At 64.3% G+C, this 19,967-nt stretch carries 13 protein-coding genes; 3 read left to right on the top strand and 10 right to left on the bottom strand.

Annotated features, from left to right (window positions below; genetic code table 11):
- Positions 1-339: 339 nt before the first annotated feature.
- The 6 genes from V7E26_RS04685 to V7E26_RS04660 all read right to left on the bottom strand — a co-directional run bounded on the left by V7E26_RS04685 (position 340) and on the right by V7E26_RS04660 (position 10,849).
- Positions 340-816: a hypothetical protein gene (locus V7E26_RS04685; protein WP_324413983.1), complete on the bottom strand. Its 477-nt coding sequence runs from the start codon at positions 814-816 to the stop codon at positions 340-342.
- Between the two features lie 203 nt (positions 817-1,019).
- The gene (locus V7E26_RS04680; RefSeq protein WP_324413981.1) at positions 1,020-1,751 is read right to left on the bottom strand and encodes a tRNA-uridine aminocarboxypropyltransferase; all 732 of its coding nucleotides are present in this window, start codon (positions 1,749-1,751) and stop codon (positions 1,020-1,022) included.
- Positions 1,752-1,786: 35 nt separating this feature from the next.
- Positions 1,787-4,891 (bottom strand): efflux RND transporter permease subunit, encoded by a 3,105-nt coding sequence (locus V7E26_RS04675; protein WP_324413979.1) that lies wholly within the window; start codon positions 4,889-4,891, stop codon positions 1,787-1,789.
- Positions 4,892-8,041 (bottom strand): efflux RND transporter permease subunit, encoded by a 3,150-nt coding sequence (locus V7E26_RS04670; protein ID WP_324413977.1) that lies wholly within the window; start codon positions 8,039-8,041, stop codon positions 4,892-4,894. It lies immediately after the preceding gene.
- Positions 8,042-8,088: 47 nt separating this feature from the next.
- Positions 8,089-9,420 (bottom strand): efflux RND transporter periplasmic adaptor subunit, encoded by a 1,332-nt coding sequence (locus V7E26_RS04665; RefSeq protein WP_324413975.1) that lies wholly within the window; start codon positions 9,418-9,420, stop codon positions 8,089-8,091.
- Positions 9,410-10,849, bottom strand: a complete 1,440-nt coding sequence (locus tag V7E26_RS04660) for an efflux transporter outer membrane subunit (protein ID WP_324414095.1) — start codon at positions 10,847-10,849, stop codon at positions 9,410-9,412. Before V7E26_RS04660 ends, V7E26_RS04665 begins: the two co-directional genes overlap by 11 nt.
- A gap of 617 nt (positions 10,850-11,466) precedes the next feature.
- On the opposite strand from V7E26_RS04660, the gene V7E26_RS04655 reads away from it, so the two are divergent.
- Together V7E26_RS04655 and V7E26_RS04650 are read left to right on the top strand one after the other, a co-directional pair.
- Complete coding sequence (locus V7E26_RS04655; RefSeq protein WP_324413973.1) at positions 11,467-12,696, top strand: cyclopropane-fatty-acyl-phospholipid synthase family protein; 1,230 nt, start codon at positions 11,467-11,469, stop codon at positions 12,694-12,696.
- An 88-nt stretch (positions 12,697-12,784) separates the two neighbouring features.
- Positions 12,785-13,825 (top strand): cysteine synthase A, encoded by a 1,041-nt coding sequence (locus V7E26_RS04650; RefSeq protein ID WP_324413971.1) that lies wholly within the window; start codon positions 12,785-12,787, stop codon positions 13,823-13,825.
- A gap of 75 nt (positions 13,826-13,900) precedes the next feature.
- Here V7E26_RS04650 and V7E26_RS04645 read toward each other — a convergent pair whose 3' ends face one another.
- The 4 genes from V7E26_RS04645 to V7E26_RS04630 are packed head-to-tail and all read right to left on the bottom strand — an operon-like array spanning position 13,901 to position 18,412.
- Positions 13,901-14,644: an amino acid ABC transporter ATP-binding protein gene (locus tag V7E26_RS04645; RefSeq protein ID WP_324413969.1), complete on the bottom strand. Its 744-nt coding sequence runs from the start codon at positions 14,642-14,644 to the stop codon at positions 13,901-13,903.
- Between the two features lie 10 nt (positions 14,645-14,654).
- Positions 14,655-16,166, bottom strand: coding sequence for an amino acid ABC transporter permease (locus V7E26_RS04640; protein ID WP_324413967.1), 1,512 nt, complete (start codon positions 16,164-16,166; stop codon positions 14,655-14,657).
- Positions 16,163-17,368 carry an amino acid ABC transporter permease gene (locus V7E26_RS04635; RefSeq protein WP_324413965.1) on the bottom strand — a complete coding sequence of 402 codons (1,206 nt, stop codon included), beginning with the start codon at positions 17,366-17,368 and terminating at the stop codon, positions 16,163-16,165. Before V7E26_RS04635 ends, V7E26_RS04640 begins: the two co-directional genes overlap by 4 nt.
- A 24-nt stretch (positions 17,369-17,392) precedes the next feature.
- On the bottom strand, positions 17,393-18,412 hold the full coding sequence (locus tag V7E26_RS04630; protein ID WP_324413963.1) for an amino acid ABC transporter substrate-binding protein: 1,020 nt from the start codon (positions 18,410-18,412) through the stop codon (positions 17,393-17,395).
- 336 nt (positions 18,413-18,748) lie between these two features.
- On the opposite strand from V7E26_RS04630, the gene metC reads away from it, so the two are divergent.
- The gene (metC, locus tag V7E26_RS04625) at positions 18,749-19,942 is read left to right on the top strand and encodes a cystathionine beta-lyase (RefSeq protein WP_324413961.1); all 1,194 of its coding nucleotides are present in this window, start codon (positions 18,749-18,751) and stop codon (positions 19,940-19,942) included.
- The last annotated feature ends 25 nt before the right edge of the window (positions 19,943-19,967 follow it).

Raw genomic sequence — 19,967 nt, 5'->3', positions numbered from 1 at the left:
TTACGCTCTTCGTGCGCGACCGTACAGCGATCGTGTCGCGCTCTGCATGCGCAGTTCGCCCTCCGGACGAGGGAAGTTTGAGCGCGTATGTTGCCGGCATTGTTTGAAGCCGTAGTGGGCGCCACGTCATTTGCTTGGTTCCACGAATCCTGTGCGCCGCCGCCAGCGCAACGCCCTGACCGGCAAGCCGAGACGGCCGGAATCGTAGGTGATGAATCCGAACAGGAACGCCGCGGCCGGATCGGACCGGGCTTCGGACGTATGCGACGCACCAATCTCCGCCTATGACCGCGACGATGAACGGCACGGCAAGCAGTCGTACCGGCGACAGCCGGAACGTCAGACGTCGGGGTTGGTGCTTGCGGCAATCTTCTTCTTGAGCGCCTCACAGACGCTGCGGACCTCGGCGGTCATCAGCGAGCAATCCTCGATCTGCTGGAAGTAGCGCTTGCCTTCCTCACGATAGTTCGCCGCCAATCCTCTGATCTCGCCGACCATGGCGTGAACGTTGGCAACCATCGCCTCACATTTCCTGGCGGCATCGGTCAATTCGGAACCGAGCGCTTCGATTTCCTTCACCGCAGCATCGTACTCGCGGACGACAGCCTCAGCCGAGAGCTTGCCGACCTGATTGACGCCTTCCTTGTGCTCGACGTAATCCGGCATCGGGCTATTCGCCAGCGGCAGCTGGTGCGGATGGGACTGACCCGCGACAGGCACTCGCCGTGCGTTGTAGATGAGGTTGCCGATCTCCCCTTCGATATCATCGGCGTCGAGCAATGGAGAGTTGGTGAGAACTTCTGCAGTTAAACTCATTTACTTTGCTCCAAATTGTTACGCAACAATTGAGGGTTTTAGCATCGTCAAGAGCGATGTCATCATTGTCCACAGCACGTTATGCATTGTTGCGGGCACAGGAACCGCCTCAAAGTGTTCCAGAACGCGACAGACGACGCGCCACCCTGAACAATTTCAGGTGATCTGATTCATTTGACACAGCTTTTGTTTGAATGCCGGAATCAGCCGCGCTTGCGGCGGCGCCAATCGCGCTTCCTGGGCTTCGGCGCCAGCTCGGGCATGTCCGCCTGCACTTCTCGATAGCGCGCCAGCATGCGCTCGAAGCTGCCGTTGAGCGCTTCCGCAATCTCGGGACGCTTTTCGAGGCGGGCAAGCAGCAGGCCGGCAGCCTCGATCGTGGAAAGACCGTCGCGGCGCGGCTCCTTGCGCAACTCGCCGTAGCGCGAAGGACGCTTCGGACCCAGGATCACGCGCTGGCACTTCAGCATCCACGCATTACGCCACCACAGCGCCTTGGCCTGGCTCCAGGTACCGTCGAGCAGCACAACGCCCTCGATGTCGCCGAGGATGGCGCGCTGGTGCGGCTCGATCCCGCCCTTGCGGTCGATCGCGACGATCTCGGCATCGGTATCGAGATCGCTCACCTTGGCGGAGCCGAGATACAGCACGGCCCAGCGCGAGGGATCGTCGACCTTGCGTCCCAGCGCCTTGGAGAGACTTGGCCAGGACAGGCCGACCTTGACGACGGCATTCCTGAAATGCATCGCCGTCAGCCGCGCGGTGCCGAGCGCCTTGTCCTGCTCCTGCGGGTGCACCAGGATCAGCAGCGAGATCTTGCTTTCGATCGGAGTGACACTGTCGCAGATACAGAGCGGCAGCGGCTTGCCGCAATGCGCACACTCCGCAACGGCCTCCAGAGCGGCCCCGGCCGGCGGATTGGATGGTTCTGACATTTGCCCGCTATACGCCCAGTCGCCGGCGATTCCAACTACTCGGCGGGCGCGGCGACCGCGGCCGGTCGATGGCGCTGCCGCAGCCGGTCGATCAACAAATAGATCACCGGGGTCGTGTAGAGGGTCAGGATCTGCGACACGAACAGGCCGCCGATGATGGTGATGCCGAGCGGCCGCCGCAGCTCGGTGCCCGGACCGGTGGCGATCACCAGCGGGATGCCGGCGAACAAGGCCGCCATCGTCGTCATCAGGATCGGACGGAAGCGGGCGCGGCACGCCTCGAAGATCGCATCCGCCGACGACAGTCCGTGGTTGCGTTCGGCGTCGAGCGCGAAATCGACCATCATGATGCCGTTCTTCTTGACGATGCCGATCAAGAGAATGATGCCGACGAAGGCAATCACGGTCAGCGGCGTGTTGGTCACCTGCAGCGCCAGCAATGCCCCCAGCCCCGCCGACGGCAGGGTCGAGATGATCGTGATGGGATGCGCCAGACTCTCATAGAGCACGCCGAGCACGATATACATCGCGACCAGCGCGCCGAGGATCAGAAGCGGCTGCCGGCCGCTGGTCTTGTTGAAGTCGCCGGCGTTGCCGTCGAAGCTGGCGCGAATGCCGTCGGGCATGTGCAGTTCCTCGACCGCACGCTGGATGTTCGACGTCGCGACTTCCAGCGGCACGTCGGGCAGAAGGTTGAACGAGATCGTGCTCGAGGGGAAGGATTGCGCGTGATAGACCGCAAGCGGCGACAGGTCGCGCTGGTAGCGCACCACGGCCGACAGCGGCACCTGGGCGTCGTTGGCCCCGGCCACGAAGATGCGCTCGAGGTTGGACGGATCGCTCTGGAATTTCGGATCGATCTCCAGCACGATCATGTACTGGTTGCGCTGGGTGTAGATGATCGATATCTGCCGCTGCGCGAAGGCATTGTTGAGGGCGTTGTCGATATCCTGGACGCGCACGCCGAGGCTCGAAGCGGTCTTGCGGTCGATCGCCAGCGACAATTGCAGCCCTCCGGGCTCGCGGTCGCTGGAGATGTCAGTGATACCTTCGACCGTCTCCATGCGCTTGGCGACCAGCGGCGCCCATTTCTGCAGCAGATCGAGGTTGGCGCTCTGCAGCGTATATTGATAATCGGAGTCGCTCTGCCGGCCGCCGGCGCGAATGTCCTGCGCCGCGAACATGAACAGGCGGATGCCGGCCACCCGGTACAGATTGCGGCGCAGCCGGTCGATCACCTGCGCGGTCGACATGCCGGCCCGCTCCTCCGGCGGCTTCAGGCTGATGAACATGGTGCCGCGGTTGGCGACGCCGCTGCCCGGACCGGCGCTGCCGCCGAGCGATGATCCGACGCCGGCCACCGCCGGATCGGCCATCACGATATCGGCAAGCTGCTGCTGCAGTCCCAGCATCGCCTGGAACGAGGTGTCGGGGGAAGCCCGCGTCGCGCCGATCACGAAGCCGCTGTCATCGGTCGGAAAATATCCCTTCGGCGTCTTGATGTAGAGCACCACCGTCAGCGCGATGGTGGCAAAGAACACGAGCAGGGTCAGGAACGGGAAACCGAGTACCGCTCGCAACGTCCAGGCATAGAAGGCGACGATGCGCGACAGCGAGCCTTCGACGAGACGGTCGAGCCAGGTCGCGCGGTCCGAGGTCGCCTGCTTGATGTAGTGCGCGCAGATCATCGGCGTGATCGTCAGCGACACCACGGTCGACACCAGGATGGCGAAGGTCAGCGTCAGCGAGAACTCGCGCAACAGCCGGCCGACGATGCCGTCCATGAAGATCAGCGGCGTAAAAGCCGCGATCAGGGACAGGCTGATCGACAACACGGTGAAGCCGATTTGCCTGGCCCCCTCCAGCGCCGCCGGATACGGCGCCATGCCCTGTTCGAGGTTGCGGTACATGTTCTCGATCATGACGATGGCGTCGTCGACCACGAAGCCGACCGAGATCGCGAGCGCCATCAGCGACAGATTGTCGATGGAAAATCCGGCGAGCCACATCCCGGCGCAGGTGCCCGCCAGCGCCAGCGGCACGGAAACGCCGGCGGCAATGGTTGGTATCAGCCGGCGCAGGAAGGCGAACACCACCACCATCACCAGGAATGCCGTCGCCAGCAGCGTGAACTGCATGTCGCGCACGCTGGCGCGGATGGTGCCGGTGCGGTCGACCAGGGTCGAAATTTCCACCCCGCCGGGCAGCCACTGCTTCAGCTCGGGAATCAGCGCCCTCACCCGGTCGACGGTCTCGATGACGTTGGCATCTCCCTGCTTGGTAATCTGGATCAGGACTGCCGGCTGCTTGTTGAACCAGGCGATCGAGCGGGTGTTGCGGACGGAATCCTCGACGTCGGCGACGTCGGCAAGGCGGACGAAATTACCGGCCGAGCTCTTGATGATGATGTCGCGGAACTCGGCCGCGGTACGCATCTGCTTGTTGGTCGAGATCGTCTCGCTCTGACGGCCGCCGTTGAAGATGCCGACAGGCCCGAGCGGATTGGCGTTGATGATCGCAAGGCGCACGTCGTCGGTCGCGATCCCCGCGTTCGACAGCGCCACCGGGTTGAGCGCGATCCGCACCGCCGGCTGATCGGCACCGGTAACGTTGACCTCGCCGACACCAGGCACCTGAGATATGCGCTGTGCGATCACGGTGTCTGCGACGTCGTACATCGCGCTCGTCGTGCGCGTCTTCGACGTCAGCGCCAGCACGAACACCGGCGCGGCCGCGGGATTGGCCTTGCGGAAGCGCGGGAGCGACGGCAGGTCGCTCGGCAGGTCGGCGAGCGAGGCGTTGATCGCCGCCTGCACGTCGCGCGCCGCGCGGTCGATGTCGCGGCCGATCGAGAACTGCAACTGGATGTTGGTGGAGCCGAGCGTACTGCCCGAGTTGATCTGGTCGATGCCCGCGATCTGGCCAAGCCGGCGCTCCAGCGGCGCGGCGACGGTGGACGCCATCACGGAGGGGTCCGCGCCCGGGCGAGTCGCCGTGACCCGGATCATCGGGAAATCGACATTGGGTACCGAGGAGACCGGCAGGAAGACATAGGCGACGATGCCTACCAGGAAGAGCCCGATCGCCAGCAGTGTCGTGCCAACGGGACGGCGGATGAAGGGCTCCGAGATCGATGCCATCTATTGCATCCCCTCGGTGGCTCCGGCGACCGTGGGCCCGGGCGGGCCAGGGTCCGGCACCGCCGTCTCGATTTTCCGGTTGATCCGGTCGAGCGCCAGATAGATCACCGGCGTCGTGTAGAGCGTCAGCAACTGGCTGAGCAGCAAGCCGCCGATGATGGAGATGCCGAGCGGGAAGCGGAGCTCGGCGCCGGTGCCGCTCTCGACCGCCAGCGGCAGCGCGCCGAACAATGCGGCCAGCGTCGTCATCATGATGGGGCGGAATCGCAGCAGGCAGGCCTGCACGATGGCATCCGATGGCGACATCCCCTGGTGCCGCTCCGCCTCCAGCGCGAAATCGATCATCATGATCGCGTTCTTCTTGACGATGCCCATCAACAGGATGATGCCGATCAGGCCGATCACCGACAGGTCCTGCCCGAACAGCATCAGCGCGAGGATGGCGCCGACGCCGGCGGACGGCAGTGTCGAGAGAATGGTGATCGGGTGGATGTAGCTCTCGTAGAGCACGCCGAGCACGATATAGATCGTGACGATCGCCGCCAGAATGAGCCATGGCTGGCCGGCAAGCGATTTGGCGAACTCCGCCGCGTCGCCCGAATAGACCCCGACCACGCTGCCGGGCATGCCGATCCTGTTCTCGATCTTCTTGACCGCATCGACCGCCTCGCCGAGCGCCTCGCCGGGCGCGAGATTGAAGCTGAGCGAGACCGCCGGAAACTGCGCCAGGTGCGAAATCGCCAGCGGCGCGGTGGTGCGGGTCAGCGTCGCCACCGCCGACAGCGGCACCTGGGCGTTCGGCGCGCCGGCCGTGGCACTCGCGCCGCCAGGCAGATAGAGCTTGGACAGGATCGACGGATCGCGTTGGTACATCGGCATCGCCTCCAGCACCACGCGGTACTGGTTGGCTTGGCCGTAGATGGTCGAGATCTGTCGCTGAGCGAAGGCGTCGTTGAGGGTGTCGTTGACCGCCTGCAGGCTGACGCCGAGCTGGCCGGCGCGCTGACGGTCGATGTTGAGCGCGGCGCGCAGGCCGCCTTCCTGCGCTTCCGACGAAACGTCTCGGAACAGGGGATCGCCGCGCATTTCGGCAACCAGCTTCTGCGCCCATAGCGAGACCTGTGCTGCATCGGTGCCGGTCAGCGTGTACTGGTACAGCGAGCGGCTCGACTGGGTGGAGATCTGGACGTCCTGCACCGGCTGGAAGTAGATCGTCATGCCGGGGATCTTTGCGGTGCGCTGCTTTAGCCGGTCGACCACGACGGAAATGTCGTCATGCCGTTCGCCGCGCGGCCGCAAGGTCATCACCAGGCGCCCGACATTGGTGGTCGGATTGACCGAGCCCGCGCCGATCACCGAGGTGACGCCGATCACGTCGGGATCGGTCTGGATCGCCGCGGCCGCGGTTGCCTGACGGCTCTGCATCTCGGCAAAGGAGACGTCGGCGCCGGCCTCGGTCACCGCCGTGATCGAGGCGGTATCCTGCAGCGGAAGAAAACCCTTCGGCGCGATCACATACATCAGGAGCGTCGCGGCAACCGTGGCGAACGTAACCGCAAGCGTCGCGCGCTGGCGCTGCAGCACCCAGAGCAGCGTGCGGTGATAGAACGCCACCATGCGGTCGATGAAGCGGCTGACCGCGGCAAGCCCCGGAACCGTCATCTCCTCGCCGACATGCTTGAGCAGCCGCGAGCACATCATCGGCGTCAGCGTCAGCGACACGATCGCCGAGGTCACGACCGCGATCGTCAGCGTCAGCGCGAATTCGCGGAACATGCGCCCGACGAGGCCCGACATGAACAGAAGCGGGATGAAGACCGCGATCAGCGACACCGTCAGCGAGATCACGGTGAAACCGATTTCGCTGGCGCCCTTCAGCGACGCCTCCATCACGGATTCGCCGTTTTCCATGTGACGGACGATGTTCTCGATCATCACGATGGCATCGTCGACCACGAAGCCGGTGCCGATCGTCAGCGCCATCAGCGACAGATTGTCGAGGCTGAACCCGGCAAAATACATGATGCCGAAGCTCGTGATCAGCGACAGCGGCAGCGCCACCCCCGCGATCAGGGTCGCGCGCAGCGACCGCAGGAACAGCAGCACCACCAGCGTCACCAGCACCACGGAAAGGATCAGCGTGAACTGGACGTCGCGCACCGAGGCGCGGATGGTCACGGTGCGGTCCGAGACCACGGTCAGGTTGACCCCGGCCGGGATCGTGCGCTGCAGCTTGGGAATTTCGGCGCGGATCTGCCGGACGACCTCGATGACGTTGGCGCCGGGCTGGCGCTGGATATCGATGATCACGGCCGGCGTGCCCTGATACCAGCCGCCGGTCCGGTCGTTCTCGAGCCCGTCGACGATAACAGCAACGTCGCCGATGGTGACGGGCGAGCCGTTGCGGTAGGCGATGATGATCGGCTTGTAGGCGTCCGCCGCCGCGATCTGGTCGTTGGCGGCGATGGTGTAGGCCTGCTGCGCGCCGTCGAGCGATCCCTTCGGTCCCGACACGTTGGCGCCTGCGATGGCGTTACGCAGATCCTCCATCGAAATGCCGTAGGCCGCGAGCCGCGCCAGGTCGGCCTGCACCCGCACCGCCGGCTTCAGGCCGCCGAGGATGGCGACGCGTCCGACGCCGGAAATCTGGCTGAGCCGTTGCCCCAGGATCGTGTCGGCGATGTCGCTCATCGCGCGCAGCGAAATCGTTTCCGACGTCAGCGCCAGCGTCATGACCGGCGCGTCGGCCGGATTGACCTTGGCGTAGGTCGGCGGGTACGGCAGGTTTTTCGGCAGAATGCCGGCGGCGGCGTTGATCGCGGCCTGCACGTCCTGCGTGGCGCCGTCGATGTCGCGGTTAAGGTCGAACTGCAGCGAAATCTGGCTGACGCCGAACGAAGAGGTCGACTGCATCGACGACAGCGAGGGAATCTGCCCGAGCTGGCGCTCCAGCGGCGCCGTGATCAGGGACGCCACCACGTCGGGGCTGGCTCCCGGCAACTGGGTCGTCACCTGCACCGTCGGGAAGTCGACCTGCGGCAGCGCGGATACCGGCAGCGCCCAATAGCCGAGCGCACCGCCGATCATCAACGCGATCCCGAGCAGCGAGGTCGCGATCGGCCGGCGGATGAACGGTTCGGAGACGCTCATGGCTGCGTCCTCAACTGCAACTCTATTTCAGACGTGCGGCGCATCGATCACGGCTGCGACTTCGTCGCGCCGCCCTTGGCCTGGCCGTCCTTCGCTTGGTCCTTATCCTGGCCTGCCTTGGACTCGCCCTTCGCATCTGGACTGCGGGTGCGCTTGCGCGGCGCGAGGTCGGCGGTCGGCGCGCGGTCATCGGTGCCGATCAGCACCTTGGCGCCATCGGAAAGATTGACGAAGCCCGTGGTCACGACGCGATCGGAAGTCGAGAGCCCGCTCGCGATCACCGCGTCGTTCTCGTTCTGCTGCGTCACCACGACCGGCTTTGCGGTCACGACATTGTCGGGGCCGATCACATAGCTGAACGTGCCGACGGGGCCGCGCTGCACGGCCGAGGTCGGCACCACGATCGCCTTCTCCAGCGTTTCGACCTTCAGCCGCACATTGACGAACTGCCCGGGCCAGAGCTGGAATTTGGCGTTCGGGAATTCGGCCTTCAGCTTCAGCGTACCGGTGGTCGGATCGACCTGGTTGTCGATGCCCTTGAGCGCTCCCGTGTCGATCACGGTCACGCCGTCATTGCCGAACACGTCGACCGCAAGCGGGCCCTTGGCGGCAGCGGCGGCGTTGACGCGCACGATCTGCTGCTGCGGCAGGCTGAACTGCACCGCGATCGGCTGCAACTGCGTCAGGATGACGAGGCCGGTGGCATCGGCCGCGCGGATGATGTTGCCCTGGTCGACCTGGCGCAGGCCGGTCCGGCCTGTCAGCGGCGCGATGATCCTGGTGTAGCCGAGCATCGCCTTGGCATTGTCGATCGCGGCCTGGTCGGCCTGAATCAGCGCTTCCTGCTGGGCGACCACCGCGCGCTGCGTATCGGCCTGCTGCTTGGAGCCGGCGTTCGACGTGGCAAGCTGCTGATAACGCGCCAGGTCGAGCTTCTGGTTGGCGAGGAGCGCCTCATCCTGCGCCTTCTTGGCGACCGCCTGGTCATATTGCGCCTGGTAGATCACCGGATCGATCTCGGCCAACACATCGCCCTGCCTGACGTCCTGCCCTTCGACGAAATTCACCTTGATCAGCTTGCCTTCCACCTGCGACCGCACGGTCACCGTGTTGAGCGCGCGGACCGAACCGACGGCGTCGAGATAGACCGGCACATCCTGAACGCGCGGCATCGCCGCCAGCACCGGCACCGGCAGATCGGGACGCGCGTTGGGGTTGCCACGGCCGGCCTGCTTCTGCTGAAACGCGTTCCAGCCGAGATAGCCGAGCCCGCCGAGGATCAACAGCGTGATCGTCAGCGACACCATGCGTCGACCAATGCCGCGCGCGACGCGCCTGCCGGCCGTCTTGGCGTCGTCCTGTTCCGGCTTAAAGAGCATCAACCGGCCTTTCCATCCTGGGCTCCCAGCCGCCCCCCAGCGCCTGATAGAGGCTGACGATCGCCAGGAACCGGGCCAGTTGGGCCTGCGTCAGCAAATCCTCAGCCTGGAACAACGTCGTCTGCGTATTTAGCACAGTTACGATATCGGCGGTTCCGGCCCGCAACTGCTGTTCGGCAAGCTGGAAAGCCCGTCGCGATGCCCCCACCACCTCGCGCTGCAACCGCAATCTTTCTGTCGTCTGGCGGATCGAGTACAGGGCGTTGTCGACGTCGGCAAAGGCCTGCACCACGGTCTTGCGGTAGACCTGCAGCAATTCATCCTGCCGCGCCTTGGTGAGTTCGAAATTGCCGAGGATCCTGCCGCCGTCGAAGATCGGCTGGGTCAGGCTGCCGACCATGCTGAAGAAGGCGGCGTGCGGCTGAAACAGCGAGGTCAGCGCCGCGCTCTGATAGCCGCCCTGCCCGGTCAATTGAATGCTCGGAAAAAACTGCGCGCGGGCGTTGCCGACATTGGCGGTCGCCGAGGCGAGCTGGGCTTCCTGGCGCCTGATATCGGGACGCTGCGTCAGCAATTCCGACGGCAGGCCGGGCGTGACGCGCGGCGAAGCGATCTGGTCGAGCGACCCGCCGGTGACGCGCACGGCTTCCGGCGGCCGCGACACCAGGGTCGCCAGCGCGTTGATGTTCTGGTCGAGCGTCTGCCGCAGCGGCGGCACCTGCGCACGCTGGTTGGCCAGCACGCTTTCCTGCTGGGCGACGTCGAGATCGTTGCCGGTGCCAGCCCTGAAGCGGTCCTTGATGGCGTTGAGAATGCGTTCGGCGCTGGCGATGTTGCGCTGTGCGACGCGAATCCGGTCCTGCGCTGCGAGGACCTGGAAATAGGCGTTGGCCACCGTCGTCAGCGTGGTCAGGGCTACGACGTCGCGGTCGAAGCGGTTGGCATTCGCGGTCTCTTCCGCGGCCTGCGCGGCATCGCGGTTCTTGCCCCAGAAGTCCAGCTCATAGCTGGCGCTGAACGACGCCGAGTAGTTGACCACCTCGCGCCCGCCATTGGTGAGACCGCTGGAGCTCGATCCGGAGGTTCGGGAATAGGTCTCAGACCCGTTGCCGTTGAGCGCCGGCAACAGCGTAGCTCCCGTGATCCGCGCCTGCGCATCGGCCTGCCTGAACCGCGCGGTGGCCGCCGCGATGTCGAGGTTGACGGTCTGCGCCTCCTCCATCAGGCCCGTCAGCTCACGCGAACGGAAACCGCGCCACCAGTCGAGCGTCGGCGGCGCATCCGCGGCCTTCGACTGCTTCGCCGCCTTGTAGCCTTCGGGAATTTCGAGTGCGGGATCGGGAAGGTCCCTGGTCAGGATGCAGCCCGCGGAACTCACGAGACAGCCGAACACCGCAACGAACCGCGCCAGCCGCTTGCCGGCCGTCATCAAGGCGGGTCCCGTTCCGATCACCGCCATTGCAACTGGCTGGGTCACACCCGTACTCCGCCGGGATAAGCCCGGCCCGGCGCATGACGGGCGCTCCTGCTGTTGGCCTGCAATACGATCACGGGTGATGCTTCCATTGGAACCGAAGCAGATACTACCCTTGCACCTCAGGCGCTAACAGCCCCGCGCAGGTCCTCCAGGATCGCCCGCGCTGACGCGCAAAATGGCTGGGAAAGTGGTCCCTTGGCCTTGTTTTACAGGGGTTGACGCTCTTCCGGGCTACCGCGCGATGGTCGAAATCTTACGAAGATTTCATGGGGCTTTTCCCCTGTTCTGACACGCCGAATCAGCCCCTCGCGCAGGCCGCCGTCTGAGGCCGATTTGAAACCCGGTGGTAGGGACGGGAATCAGCGGCAGTGCCGCGGCCTGGACCTCGTCGAAACATTACGCGGTTGAAACCGGTCGGCCATCGCTTCAGCTATCGCGTGATGAGCCGGCTTGGCGACCACGAAGGTCAACGATTATACTGCGCCCGCGTTGTCCGCCCATGCCAAAGACTGAAGCAGGGCTGATTGGCCATGCGAAGTCCGGGCAAACCGACGTTCGATGGATTGCCCATGTCCGAGTTGATTTCGGTCACGTCGGAAACCGTAGACGCAATGTTTCCGGAATTGCCCCGGCTGGTCCGGCTGGCGCTGGGCTTCGGTTCACGGCTGCAGCATGGCACGCTCGACGTGATCCTGGCCGACGGCCGCACCGTGCGGCTCGGCGGCAACGGGCCCGGCCCCGCCGCCGTGATGAATATCTGCGATTACGGCTTTGCCTCGCGCCTCCTGCACGGCGGCGACATCGGCATTGCGGAAGCCTATCTGCGCGGCGAATGGGACACGCCTGACCTCACGCAATTCCTCTATCTGTTCTGCGTCAACCAGGACTGGATGCAGAAGATGCTGATCGGCACACCGCTGACGCGCACGCTGCAGTTCGTCAGGCACTGGCTCAACCGCAACACGCGGCGGCAGGCGCGCCGCAACATCCATGCGCATTACGACATCGGCAACGCCTTCTATTCGGCGTGGCTCGATCCCGGCATGACCTATTCCTCGGCGCTGTTCGAGGACGGCACCTCCGACCTGACCGCAGCCCAGCACAACAAATATCGCCGGCTCGCCGAGGCCATCGACCTGCGGCCGGGCCAGAAGCTCCTGGAAATCGGCTGCGGCTGGGGTGGCTTCGCAGAATATGCCGCCAGGACGTTGGGCGCCAAGGTGGTCGGGCTCACCATCAGCAAGGAGCAGCGCGATTTCGCGCAGGCGCGCATCTTCAACGCCGGGCTGAGCGACAGGGTCGAGATCAGGCTGCAGGACTATCGCGACGAGCGCGACCGCTACGACCGGATCGTTTCGATCGAAATGATCGAGGCGGTCGGCGAGCAATTCTGGCCGAACTATTTTTCACAGTTGCGCGACCGCCTGCTGCCCGGGGGGCTCGCAGGGATACAGGCGATCACCATCCAGGACAGCCTGTTCCAGACCTATCGTCGCGAAGTCGACTTCATCCAGTGCTATGTGTTTCCGGGCGGCATGCTGCCTTCGCCCGAGATTCTGAAAACGCTCGGCGACAGGTTCGGCGTTCCCGTCATCCGCGAACGCATTTTCGGGCAAGATTATGCCAAGACGCTTGCGATCTGGCGAAGCAATTTCCGCGCGGCCTGGCCGAACCTGATGCCCTCGGGTTTCGACGACCGCTTCCGGCGACTGTGGGAATATTATCTGGCGTATTGCGAGGCCGGATTCCTGTCGGGAAACATCGACGTCCGCCAAGTGGTGTTTGCAAAACCGTCCTGACTGCCCTGCCCCAGCGCTTACTTGTGCTGCCAGCTTCGGTCCTTTAGGCTCGCCCAGGGATTAGGCAAGCAACGGCAATTTCAAAGACATGGCCTTCAACAAAGACGTCGTCGAAGCGATCGGCAACACGCCCCTCATCAAGCTGAGGCACGCATCCGAAGCCACCGGCTGCACCATCCTCGGCAAGGCCGAGTTCATGAATCCCGGCCAGTCGGTGAAGGACCGCGCGGGCAAATGGATGATCCTGGAGGCCGAGAAGCGCGGCGACCTCAAGCCGGGCGGGCTCGTGGTGGAATCGACCGCCGGCAATACCGGCATCGGACTTGCCGTGGTCGCCAGTGCCCGCGGCTACCGCACGCTGATCCTGATCCCGGAAACGCAGAGCCAGGAAAAGAAGGACATGCTGCGGCTGTGCGGTGCCGAACTCGTCGAGGTGCCGGCGCTGCCCTACGCCAATCCCAACAACTACCAGCATGTCGGCCGGCGGCTCGCCGCGCAGCTTCGCAAGAACGAGCCGAACGGCGTACTGTTCGCCGACCAGTGGAACAATCTCGACAACGCCAAGGCGCACTACGAGTCCACGGGACCGGAGATCTGGCAGCAGACCGGCGGCAGGATCGACGGCTTCATCTGCTCGGTCGGTACCGGCGGCACGCTGGCCGGCACCAGCCGTTATCTGAAGGAAAAACACCCGGGCATCGTCAATGCCTGCGCCGATCCGCACGGCTTCGCGATGTACGAGCTGTTCAAGTACGGCAAGGCCAAATCGACGCCGGGCGACTCGATCACCGAAGGCATCGGGCTCGGCCGCGTTACGCCCGTCGTCGAGACCGCTAAGGTCGACGATGCTTTCCTGATTTCGGACGAAGAAGCCGTAACTGTCATCTACGACCTGCTCGAACACGAGGGCCTGTGCCTCGGTGGCTCGACCGGCGTCAACGTGGCGGGTGCGATCCAGCTCGCCAAACAGCTCGGGCCCGGCAAGACCATCGTCACCATCCTCGCCGACTCCGGCAACCGCTACCAATCAAAGCTGTTCAATCCGGCATTCATGCGCTCGAAGAACCTGCCGGTGCCCGCCTGGCTGGAGAAGCGCACCAACTTCGACGTGCCGTTCGAGAAGGTTTAAGCGCGAATGGCGAATAGGGAGTAGCGAATGGCTGCCTTCCCACTCGCTATTCGCCACGCCCCATTCGCTTCTCGATCAATGCCGCAATATCTGGCTCAAGAACAACTTCGTCCGCGCGTGCTGCGGGTTGGCGAAGAAATTGTCCGGGGTGTTCGACTCGATCACCTGGCCGGCATCCATGAACACGACGCGGTTGGCGACCTCGCGGGCAAATCCCATTTCGTGGGTGACGACCAGCATGGTCATGCCTTCCCTGGCGAGATCGACCATGGTGTCGAGCACCTCCTTGACCATTTCGGGGTCGAGCGCCGAGGTCGGCTCGTCGAACAGCATGACCTTCGGGTTCATCGTCAGCGCGCGGGCGATGGCGACGCGCTGCTGCTGACCGCCTGACATCTGGCCCGGATATTTGCTGGCCTGATGCGGGATCTTGACCCGCTCGAGGAATTTCATCGCGGTCGCCTCGGCATCCTTCTTCGGGATGTTGCGCACCCAGATCGGCGCCAGCGTGCAGTTCTCCAGCACGGTCAAATGCGGAAACAGGTTGAAGCTCTGGAACACCATGCCGACCTCGCGGCGAACCTCGTCGACCCGCTTCAGGTTCGGCCCGAGCTCGATGCCGTCGACGATGATGTGGCCTTCCTGGAATTCCTCCAGTGCGTTGATGCAGCGGATCAGCGTCGACTTGCCCGAGCCCGAGGGACCGCAGATCACGATGCGCTCGCCCTTGCCGACGTCGAGGTTGATGTCGCGCAGCACGTGAAAGTCGCCGTACCATTTGTTGAGCGCGTTGATGCCGACGATCGAATTTGCGGTCATGGTGCTGTACTCAGTTGCGACGATGCGCGTTCAGCCGGTTCTCGACGAACAGGGAATAGCGCGACATGCCAAAGCAGAACACGAAATAGATAATCCCGGTGAAGGCAAAACCGGTGAACAGCGTCGTCGGCGTCGACCAGACCGGGTCGCTGAAGGATGCGCGAAGCTGTCCCAGCAGATCGAACAGCGCGACGATAGAGACCAGCGAGGTGTCCTTGAACAGGGCGATGAAGCTGTTGACGAGGCCCGGGATGACATGGCGCAGCGCCTGCGGCATCACGATCAGCGCCGTGGTCTTGGCCCAGGACAGGCCGAGCGCGCTCGCCGCCTCCGCCTGCCCGCGCGGGACCGCCGCCAGGCCGCCGCGGACCACCTCGGCCTGATAGGCGCCGGCGAACAGCGCGATGCCGATTAGCGCGCGCATCAGCCCGTCGATGGTGAAGCCGGTCGGCACGAACAGCGGCAGCATATAGGTCGCGAAGAACAGCACGGTGATCAAGGGAACGCCGCGCCAGAACTCGATGAAGGCGATCGAGAAAATCCGGATCAGCGGGATGGTCGAGCGGCGACCGAGCGCGAGCGCGATACCGACCGGCATCGAGGCGACGATACCGACGACGGAGACGACCAACGTCACCAGCAGGCCGCCCCACAGCCGCGTGTCCACCTCCGGCAGCCCGCCGCGATCGAGACCCATGATCGCAATGACGGCGGCAATCCCAACAAAGACCGCAAGGCTCGTGGTGATGGTGCGCGCGCTGCCGGTCAGCCAGAACAGCAGCGCCGATACGATCACCGCGGTCGCCGCGAGGTCGGCCCAGACCGGAGATCCAGAGTTCTGGATCGTCCCGCGCAGCCAGGTCAGCGGAAGAAGGATCCAGCTCATCGCCGTACTGATCAGCACCAGCAGCTTGCCGATCGCCCACAGCAATGGGCCGACCACGGCCGTCGCCTCGCCGGAGGTCGCCAGCTTCCTGCCGCCCTCGGCGATGCTGTCGTTGAAGCCCGAAAGCAGCGCGGCCGTCCAGCTCACGCCGAAACCGCTGAGCCCGCCGCCGCGCAGCAGGAAGAAGGCTACGACCGGCAATGCCGCGAAGAACAACAGGGCGTTCAGCCCCTTGGCCGGCAACCTTGGAATCAGCAACGGGACCAGCAGGATAGTGGCGAGAACGAACGTCAGGTTGACGCGCCAGCGCTCCGGTTCCGGATAGAAGCCATAGATGAACTGGGAGAACTTGGCCTGAATGAACGGCCAGCAGGCGCCGACCACGTCTCCGGGATTTTTCGGCAGACACGCGGTGCGGTCCGTGCCGGTCCAGACCGCGTCGATCAGCATGAACCTCAACGCGGGAACGACAATCACATAGATCAGCAAGAGGCTGACGATCGTGATCAGGATGTTGGTCGGCGAATTGAACAGGCGCGTGCGCAGAAAGCCGATGAAGCCGGTCGTCTTCACCGGCGCCGGCCGCTCCGGCACGAGTTCCTGACGAACGAAACTGGATGCGGTCGTATCGCTCATCCGCCCATGCTCCGGCTGATTCGCCACCCATAGAAGCTCATGATCGCGCTGGTCACGAGCGAGATCAGGAGATAGACGCCCATGGTGATGCCGATGATTTCAATCGCCTGCCCGGTCTGGCTCAGCGTGGTGCCGGCGAACACCGAAACCAGGTCCGGATAGCCGATCGCGACCGCCAGCGAGGAGTTCTTGGTCAGGTTGAGATACTGGTTGGTCAGCGGCGGCAGGATCACGCGCATCGCCTGCGGGATCACGATCAGCCGCAGCACCGAGCCGCGCTGCAGGCCGAGCGAGGACCCCGCCTCCATCTGGCCCTTGTGCACGGACATGATGCCGGCGCGCACGATCTCGGCGATGAAGGCCGCGGTGTAGGTCGAGAGCGCCAAGGTCAGCGCGACGAATTCCGGAATGAGGCGCGAGCCGCCGGCGAAGTTGAAGCCCCGGAGCACCGGCATCTCGAACGTCACGGGCTTGCCGAAGATCAGCACGCTGATCAGCGGCAGGCCGATGATCATGCCGAGCGCATAGGGCCAGACCTTGATCACCCTGCCGCTTTGATAGAGCTGGCGGCGCGAATAGCGCCACAACACGAGCGCGGCGGCGATCGCCACCAAAAGGGCGACGACGAACGGTTCGAAGCCGGCCTGGCCGATCGGCCTCGGCACGACGAGGCCGCGATTGCTCAGGAAGACGGCGTCGAAGATCGAAACGCTCTGGCGCGGGTTCGGCAATGCCGCCAGCACGGCCAGATACCAGAACAGGATCTGGAACAGGACCGGCAGGTTGCGGATCAGTTCGACATAGGCGCCCGAGATGCGCGCCAGCAGCCAGTTCGGCGACAGCCGGCCGAGCGCGACGAGAAAGCCGATGATGGTGGCGAAGAAGATGCCGATCACGGAGACCAGCAGCGTGTTGAGCAGGCCGACCAGGAAGACCCGCGTATAGGGATCTGAACCGGAATAGGAGATCAGGCTCTGGCTGACGTCGAAGCCGGCATTGTTGGCAAGAAAGCCAAAGCCCGCGGTGATCCGCTGCGCCTGCAGGTTGGCGCGGGCATTGGCGACGATCTCGTATGAGATCCAGGCGAGCGCTGCGACGAACAGCAGCTGGAGCACAAAGCCGCTCCAGCCGGCCCGGCCGCCCAAGGCTCGCTGCAGCTTGGGCAGTAGCTGCGACGGTGGTTTTCGGGGTTCGATGGCCATCGCCGCAGCCCCTCCAGCCGGCGCCTAGCGGATCGGCGGCGAGTACTGGATACCGCCCTTGTTCCACAAATTGTTGAGGCCGCGGGCAATGCCGAGCTTGGAGCCAGAACCGACGTTGCGCTCGAAGGACTCGCCGTAATTGCCGACCGCCTTCACGATCCGCACCAGCCAGTCCTTGGTCAGGCCGAGCTGTTCGCCCAGATTGCCGTCGGTGCCGACGGCGCGCTTGACCTCGGGCTTGTCGGATTTGACCATCTCGTCGGCGTTCTTCTGGGTCATGCCGAGTTCCTCGGCGCCGACCATCCCGTAGAGCGTCCACTTGACGATGTCGAACCACTGGTCGTCGCCATGGCGGACCATCGGTCCGAGCGGCTCCTTCGAGATCACTTCGGGCAGCACGACGTGGTCGGCGGGATTGGCGAGCTTGAGACGCTCGGCATAGAGCTGGGAGACGTCCGAGGTGAACACGTCGCAGCGGCCGGATTCATAGGCCTTGACGGTCTCGTCCGCGGTCGCGAACGCAATCACCTCGTACTTCATGTTGTTGCCCTTGAAGTAGTCGGCGAGGTTCTGTTCGGTGGTGGTGCCGGTCTGCACGCAGACCGATGCGCTGTTCAGTTCCAGCGCGGAGTTCACCTTCAGCGACTTCTTCACCAGAAAGCCCTGGCCGTCATAATAGGTGACGCCGGTGAAGTTGGCACCGAGCGAGGTGTCGCGCGACAGCGTCCAGGTGGTGTTGCGGGACAGTACGTCGATCTCGCCCGACTGCAGCGCGGTGAAGCGGTCCTTGGCCGACAGCGGCACGAACTTGATCTTGGTGGCGTCGTTGAAGATCGCCGCCGCGACCGCCCGGCAGATGTCGACGTCGAGCCCGGTCCAGTTGCCCTTGTCGTCGGGCGAGGAGAAGCCCGGCAGACCCTGACTGACCCCGCAGGACAGCATCCCGCGCTCCTTCACTGTTTTGAGGGTTTGCGCTGAAGCGGCCTGGGCCGACAGAGCGGCGGCGGCAACAGCAAGGGTAACAACCAGAGATACGCGTTTCATTGGTAAGGCCTTTCGAGGGGGCGTCCGGAAGATCGATTTTTAGGCAACGCCTGACGTTGTGGGGCCAAGCCGCTGATCCCTCGCTGAAAAGCGTCATCCTGACCGTGCATTTGGCGTGCCATTTCGGTCAGGTTGTGGATCCGGTATCGCAGCAGGCCCCTCAACTTGCAGCGACTGATAGACACCGCGTATCTCAGAACGACTAGCGAGCCGGGTCAAGGGGTTGACTGCCGACTTCTGTCTCTTGTTATTAACTGACCGGCCCGATCCGCCGCCTGACCGTGTTTTCGCCATCAAGTTGCGGCTGCGGCAAAACGTCTTGGATAATGCAAACGCATGAGCTTTTCGAACGACGGTCCGTCGAACCCGCAAAAACCCGAAACCAGGCTGGTCACCGCCGGCCGTGACACCAAGGGACAAAGGGGCTTTGTCAACCCGGCGGTCTTCCACGGCTCGACCGTGCTCTATCCGACCGCCGAGGATCTGCACGCCCACCGGGCCGAATTCTCCTACGGCCGCCACGGCAGCCCGACCACACGGGCGTTGCAGGACGTCCTGATGTCGCTGGAAGGCCCGCAATGCGCCGGCGTCGGGCTTGCGCCGTCGGGCCTGGCCGCCATCACCACCACCCTGCTCTCGGTGCTGAAGGCCGGCGACCATTTGCTGGTAACCGACAACGTCTACCGGCCCTCGCGCAATTTCTGCAACGGAATGCTGGCACGCTACGGCGTCGAAGTCAGTTATTTCGATCCGCTGATCGGCGCCGGCATCGAAAAGCTGTTCAAGCCCAATACGAAAGCGGTGCTGGTCGAGGCGCCCGGCTCGCAGTCGTTCGAAATGACCGACATTCCCGCGATCGCTGACGTCGCGCACGCGAAGGGCGCGCTCGTCATCGACGACAACACCTGGGCGACGCCGCTGTTTCACCGCTCGCTCGATCAAGGCGTCGACATCAGCATGCAGGCTGCCACCAAATATATCGGCGGCCATTCCGACATCATGTTCGGCACGATCTCGGCGAATGCGAAAGCCTGGCCACAGCTCACGGAAGGTATCCGCCTGCTCGGCGTCTGCGCCGGTCCGGACGATGTCTTCCTGGCGCTGCGCGGCACCCGCACGCTCGCGGTGCGGTTGGCGCAGCATTATCGCTCCGGGGTGGACATGGCGCGCTGGCTCGCGAGCCGCCCGGAAGTCTTGCAGGTCCTGCATCCGGCGCTCGAAAGCCATCCCGGCCACGCGATCTGGAAACGCGACTTCACCGGGGCTTCCGGCCTGTTCAGCATCGTGCTGAAGCCGGTGCCGCAGAAGGCGGTCGACGCCCTGCTCGATACGGTCAAGCTGTTCGGCATGGGCTTTTCCTGGGGCGGCTTCGAAAGCCTCGTTATTCCGTTCGACTGCAACGAGTATCGCACCGCGACCAAATGGTCGCCCGGCGGGCCGACGCTGCGGCTTCACATCGGCATGGAGAATGTCGACGACCTCAAGGCCGACCTCGACCGGGGATTCGCGGCACTAGCGGCCGCGACCTGATTGGGCGGGCGGCTCACGCCGCCCG

This window comes from Bradyrhizobium sp., assembly GCF_036735945.1.
Taxonomy (GTDB): domain Bacteria; phylum Pseudomonadota; class Alphaproteobacteria; order Rhizobiales; family Xanthobacteraceae; genus Bradyrhizobium.
The sequence above is the reverse complement of the archived record's forward strand: the minus strand, read 5'-3'. Positions and strand labels throughout refer to the sequence as shown.

Excerpts from the sequence above, each read along its gene's own strand:
- V7E26_RS04655 (WP_324413973.1), top strand. The coding sequence starts at position 11,467 with ATGTCCGAGTTGATTTCGGTCACGTCGGAAACCGTAGACGCAATGTTT.
- V7E26_RS04670 (WP_324413977.1), bottom strand. The coding sequence starts at position 8,041 with ATGAGCGTCTCCGAACCGTTCATCCGCCGGCCGATCGCGACCTCGCTG.
- V7E26_RS04630 (WP_324413963.1), bottom strand. The coding sequence starts at position 18,412 with ATGAAACGCGTATCTCTGGTTGTTACCCTTGCTGTTGCCGCCGCCGCT.
- V7E26_RS04680 (WP_324413981.1), bottom strand. The coding sequence starts at position 1,751 with ATGTCAGAACCATCCAATCCGCCGGCCGGGGCCGCTCTGGAGGCCGTT.
- metC (WP_324413961.1), top strand. The coding sequence starts at position 18,749 with ATGAGCTTTTCGAACGACGGTCCGTCGAACCCGCAAAAACCCGAAACC.
- V7E26_RS04665 (WP_324413975.1), bottom strand. The coding sequence starts at position 9,420 with ATGCTCTTTAAGCCGGAACAGGACGACGCCAAGACGGCCGGCAGGCGC.
- V7E26_RS04645 (WP_324413969.1), bottom strand. The coding sequence starts at position 14,644 with ATGACCGCAAATTCGATCGTCGGCATCAACGCGCTCAACAAATGGTAC.
- V7E26_RS04635 (WP_324413965.1), bottom strand. The coding sequence starts at position 17,368 with ATGGCCATCGAACCCCGAAAACCACCGTCGCAGCTACTGCCCAAGCTG.
- V7E26_RS04650 (WP_324413971.1), top strand. The coding sequence starts at position 12,785 with ATGGCCTTCAACAAAGACGTCGTCGAAGCGATCGGCAACACGCCCCTC.
- V7E26_RS04640 (WP_324413967.1), bottom strand. The coding sequence starts at position 16,166 with ATGAGCGATACGACCGCATCCAGTTTCGTTCGTCAGGAACTCGTGCCG.
- V7E26_RS04660 (WP_324414095.1), bottom strand. The coding sequence starts at position 10,849 with ATGACGGCCGGCAAGCGGCTGGCGCGGTTCGTTGCGGTGTTCGGCTGT.
- V7E26_RS04675 (WP_324413979.1), bottom strand. The coding sequence starts at position 4,891 with ATGGCATCGATCTCGGAGCCCTTCATCCGCCGTCCCGTTGGCACGACA.
- V7E26_RS04685 (WP_324413983.1), bottom strand. The coding sequence starts at position 816 with ATGAGTTTAACTGCAGAAGTTCTCACCAACTCTCCATTGCTCGACGCC.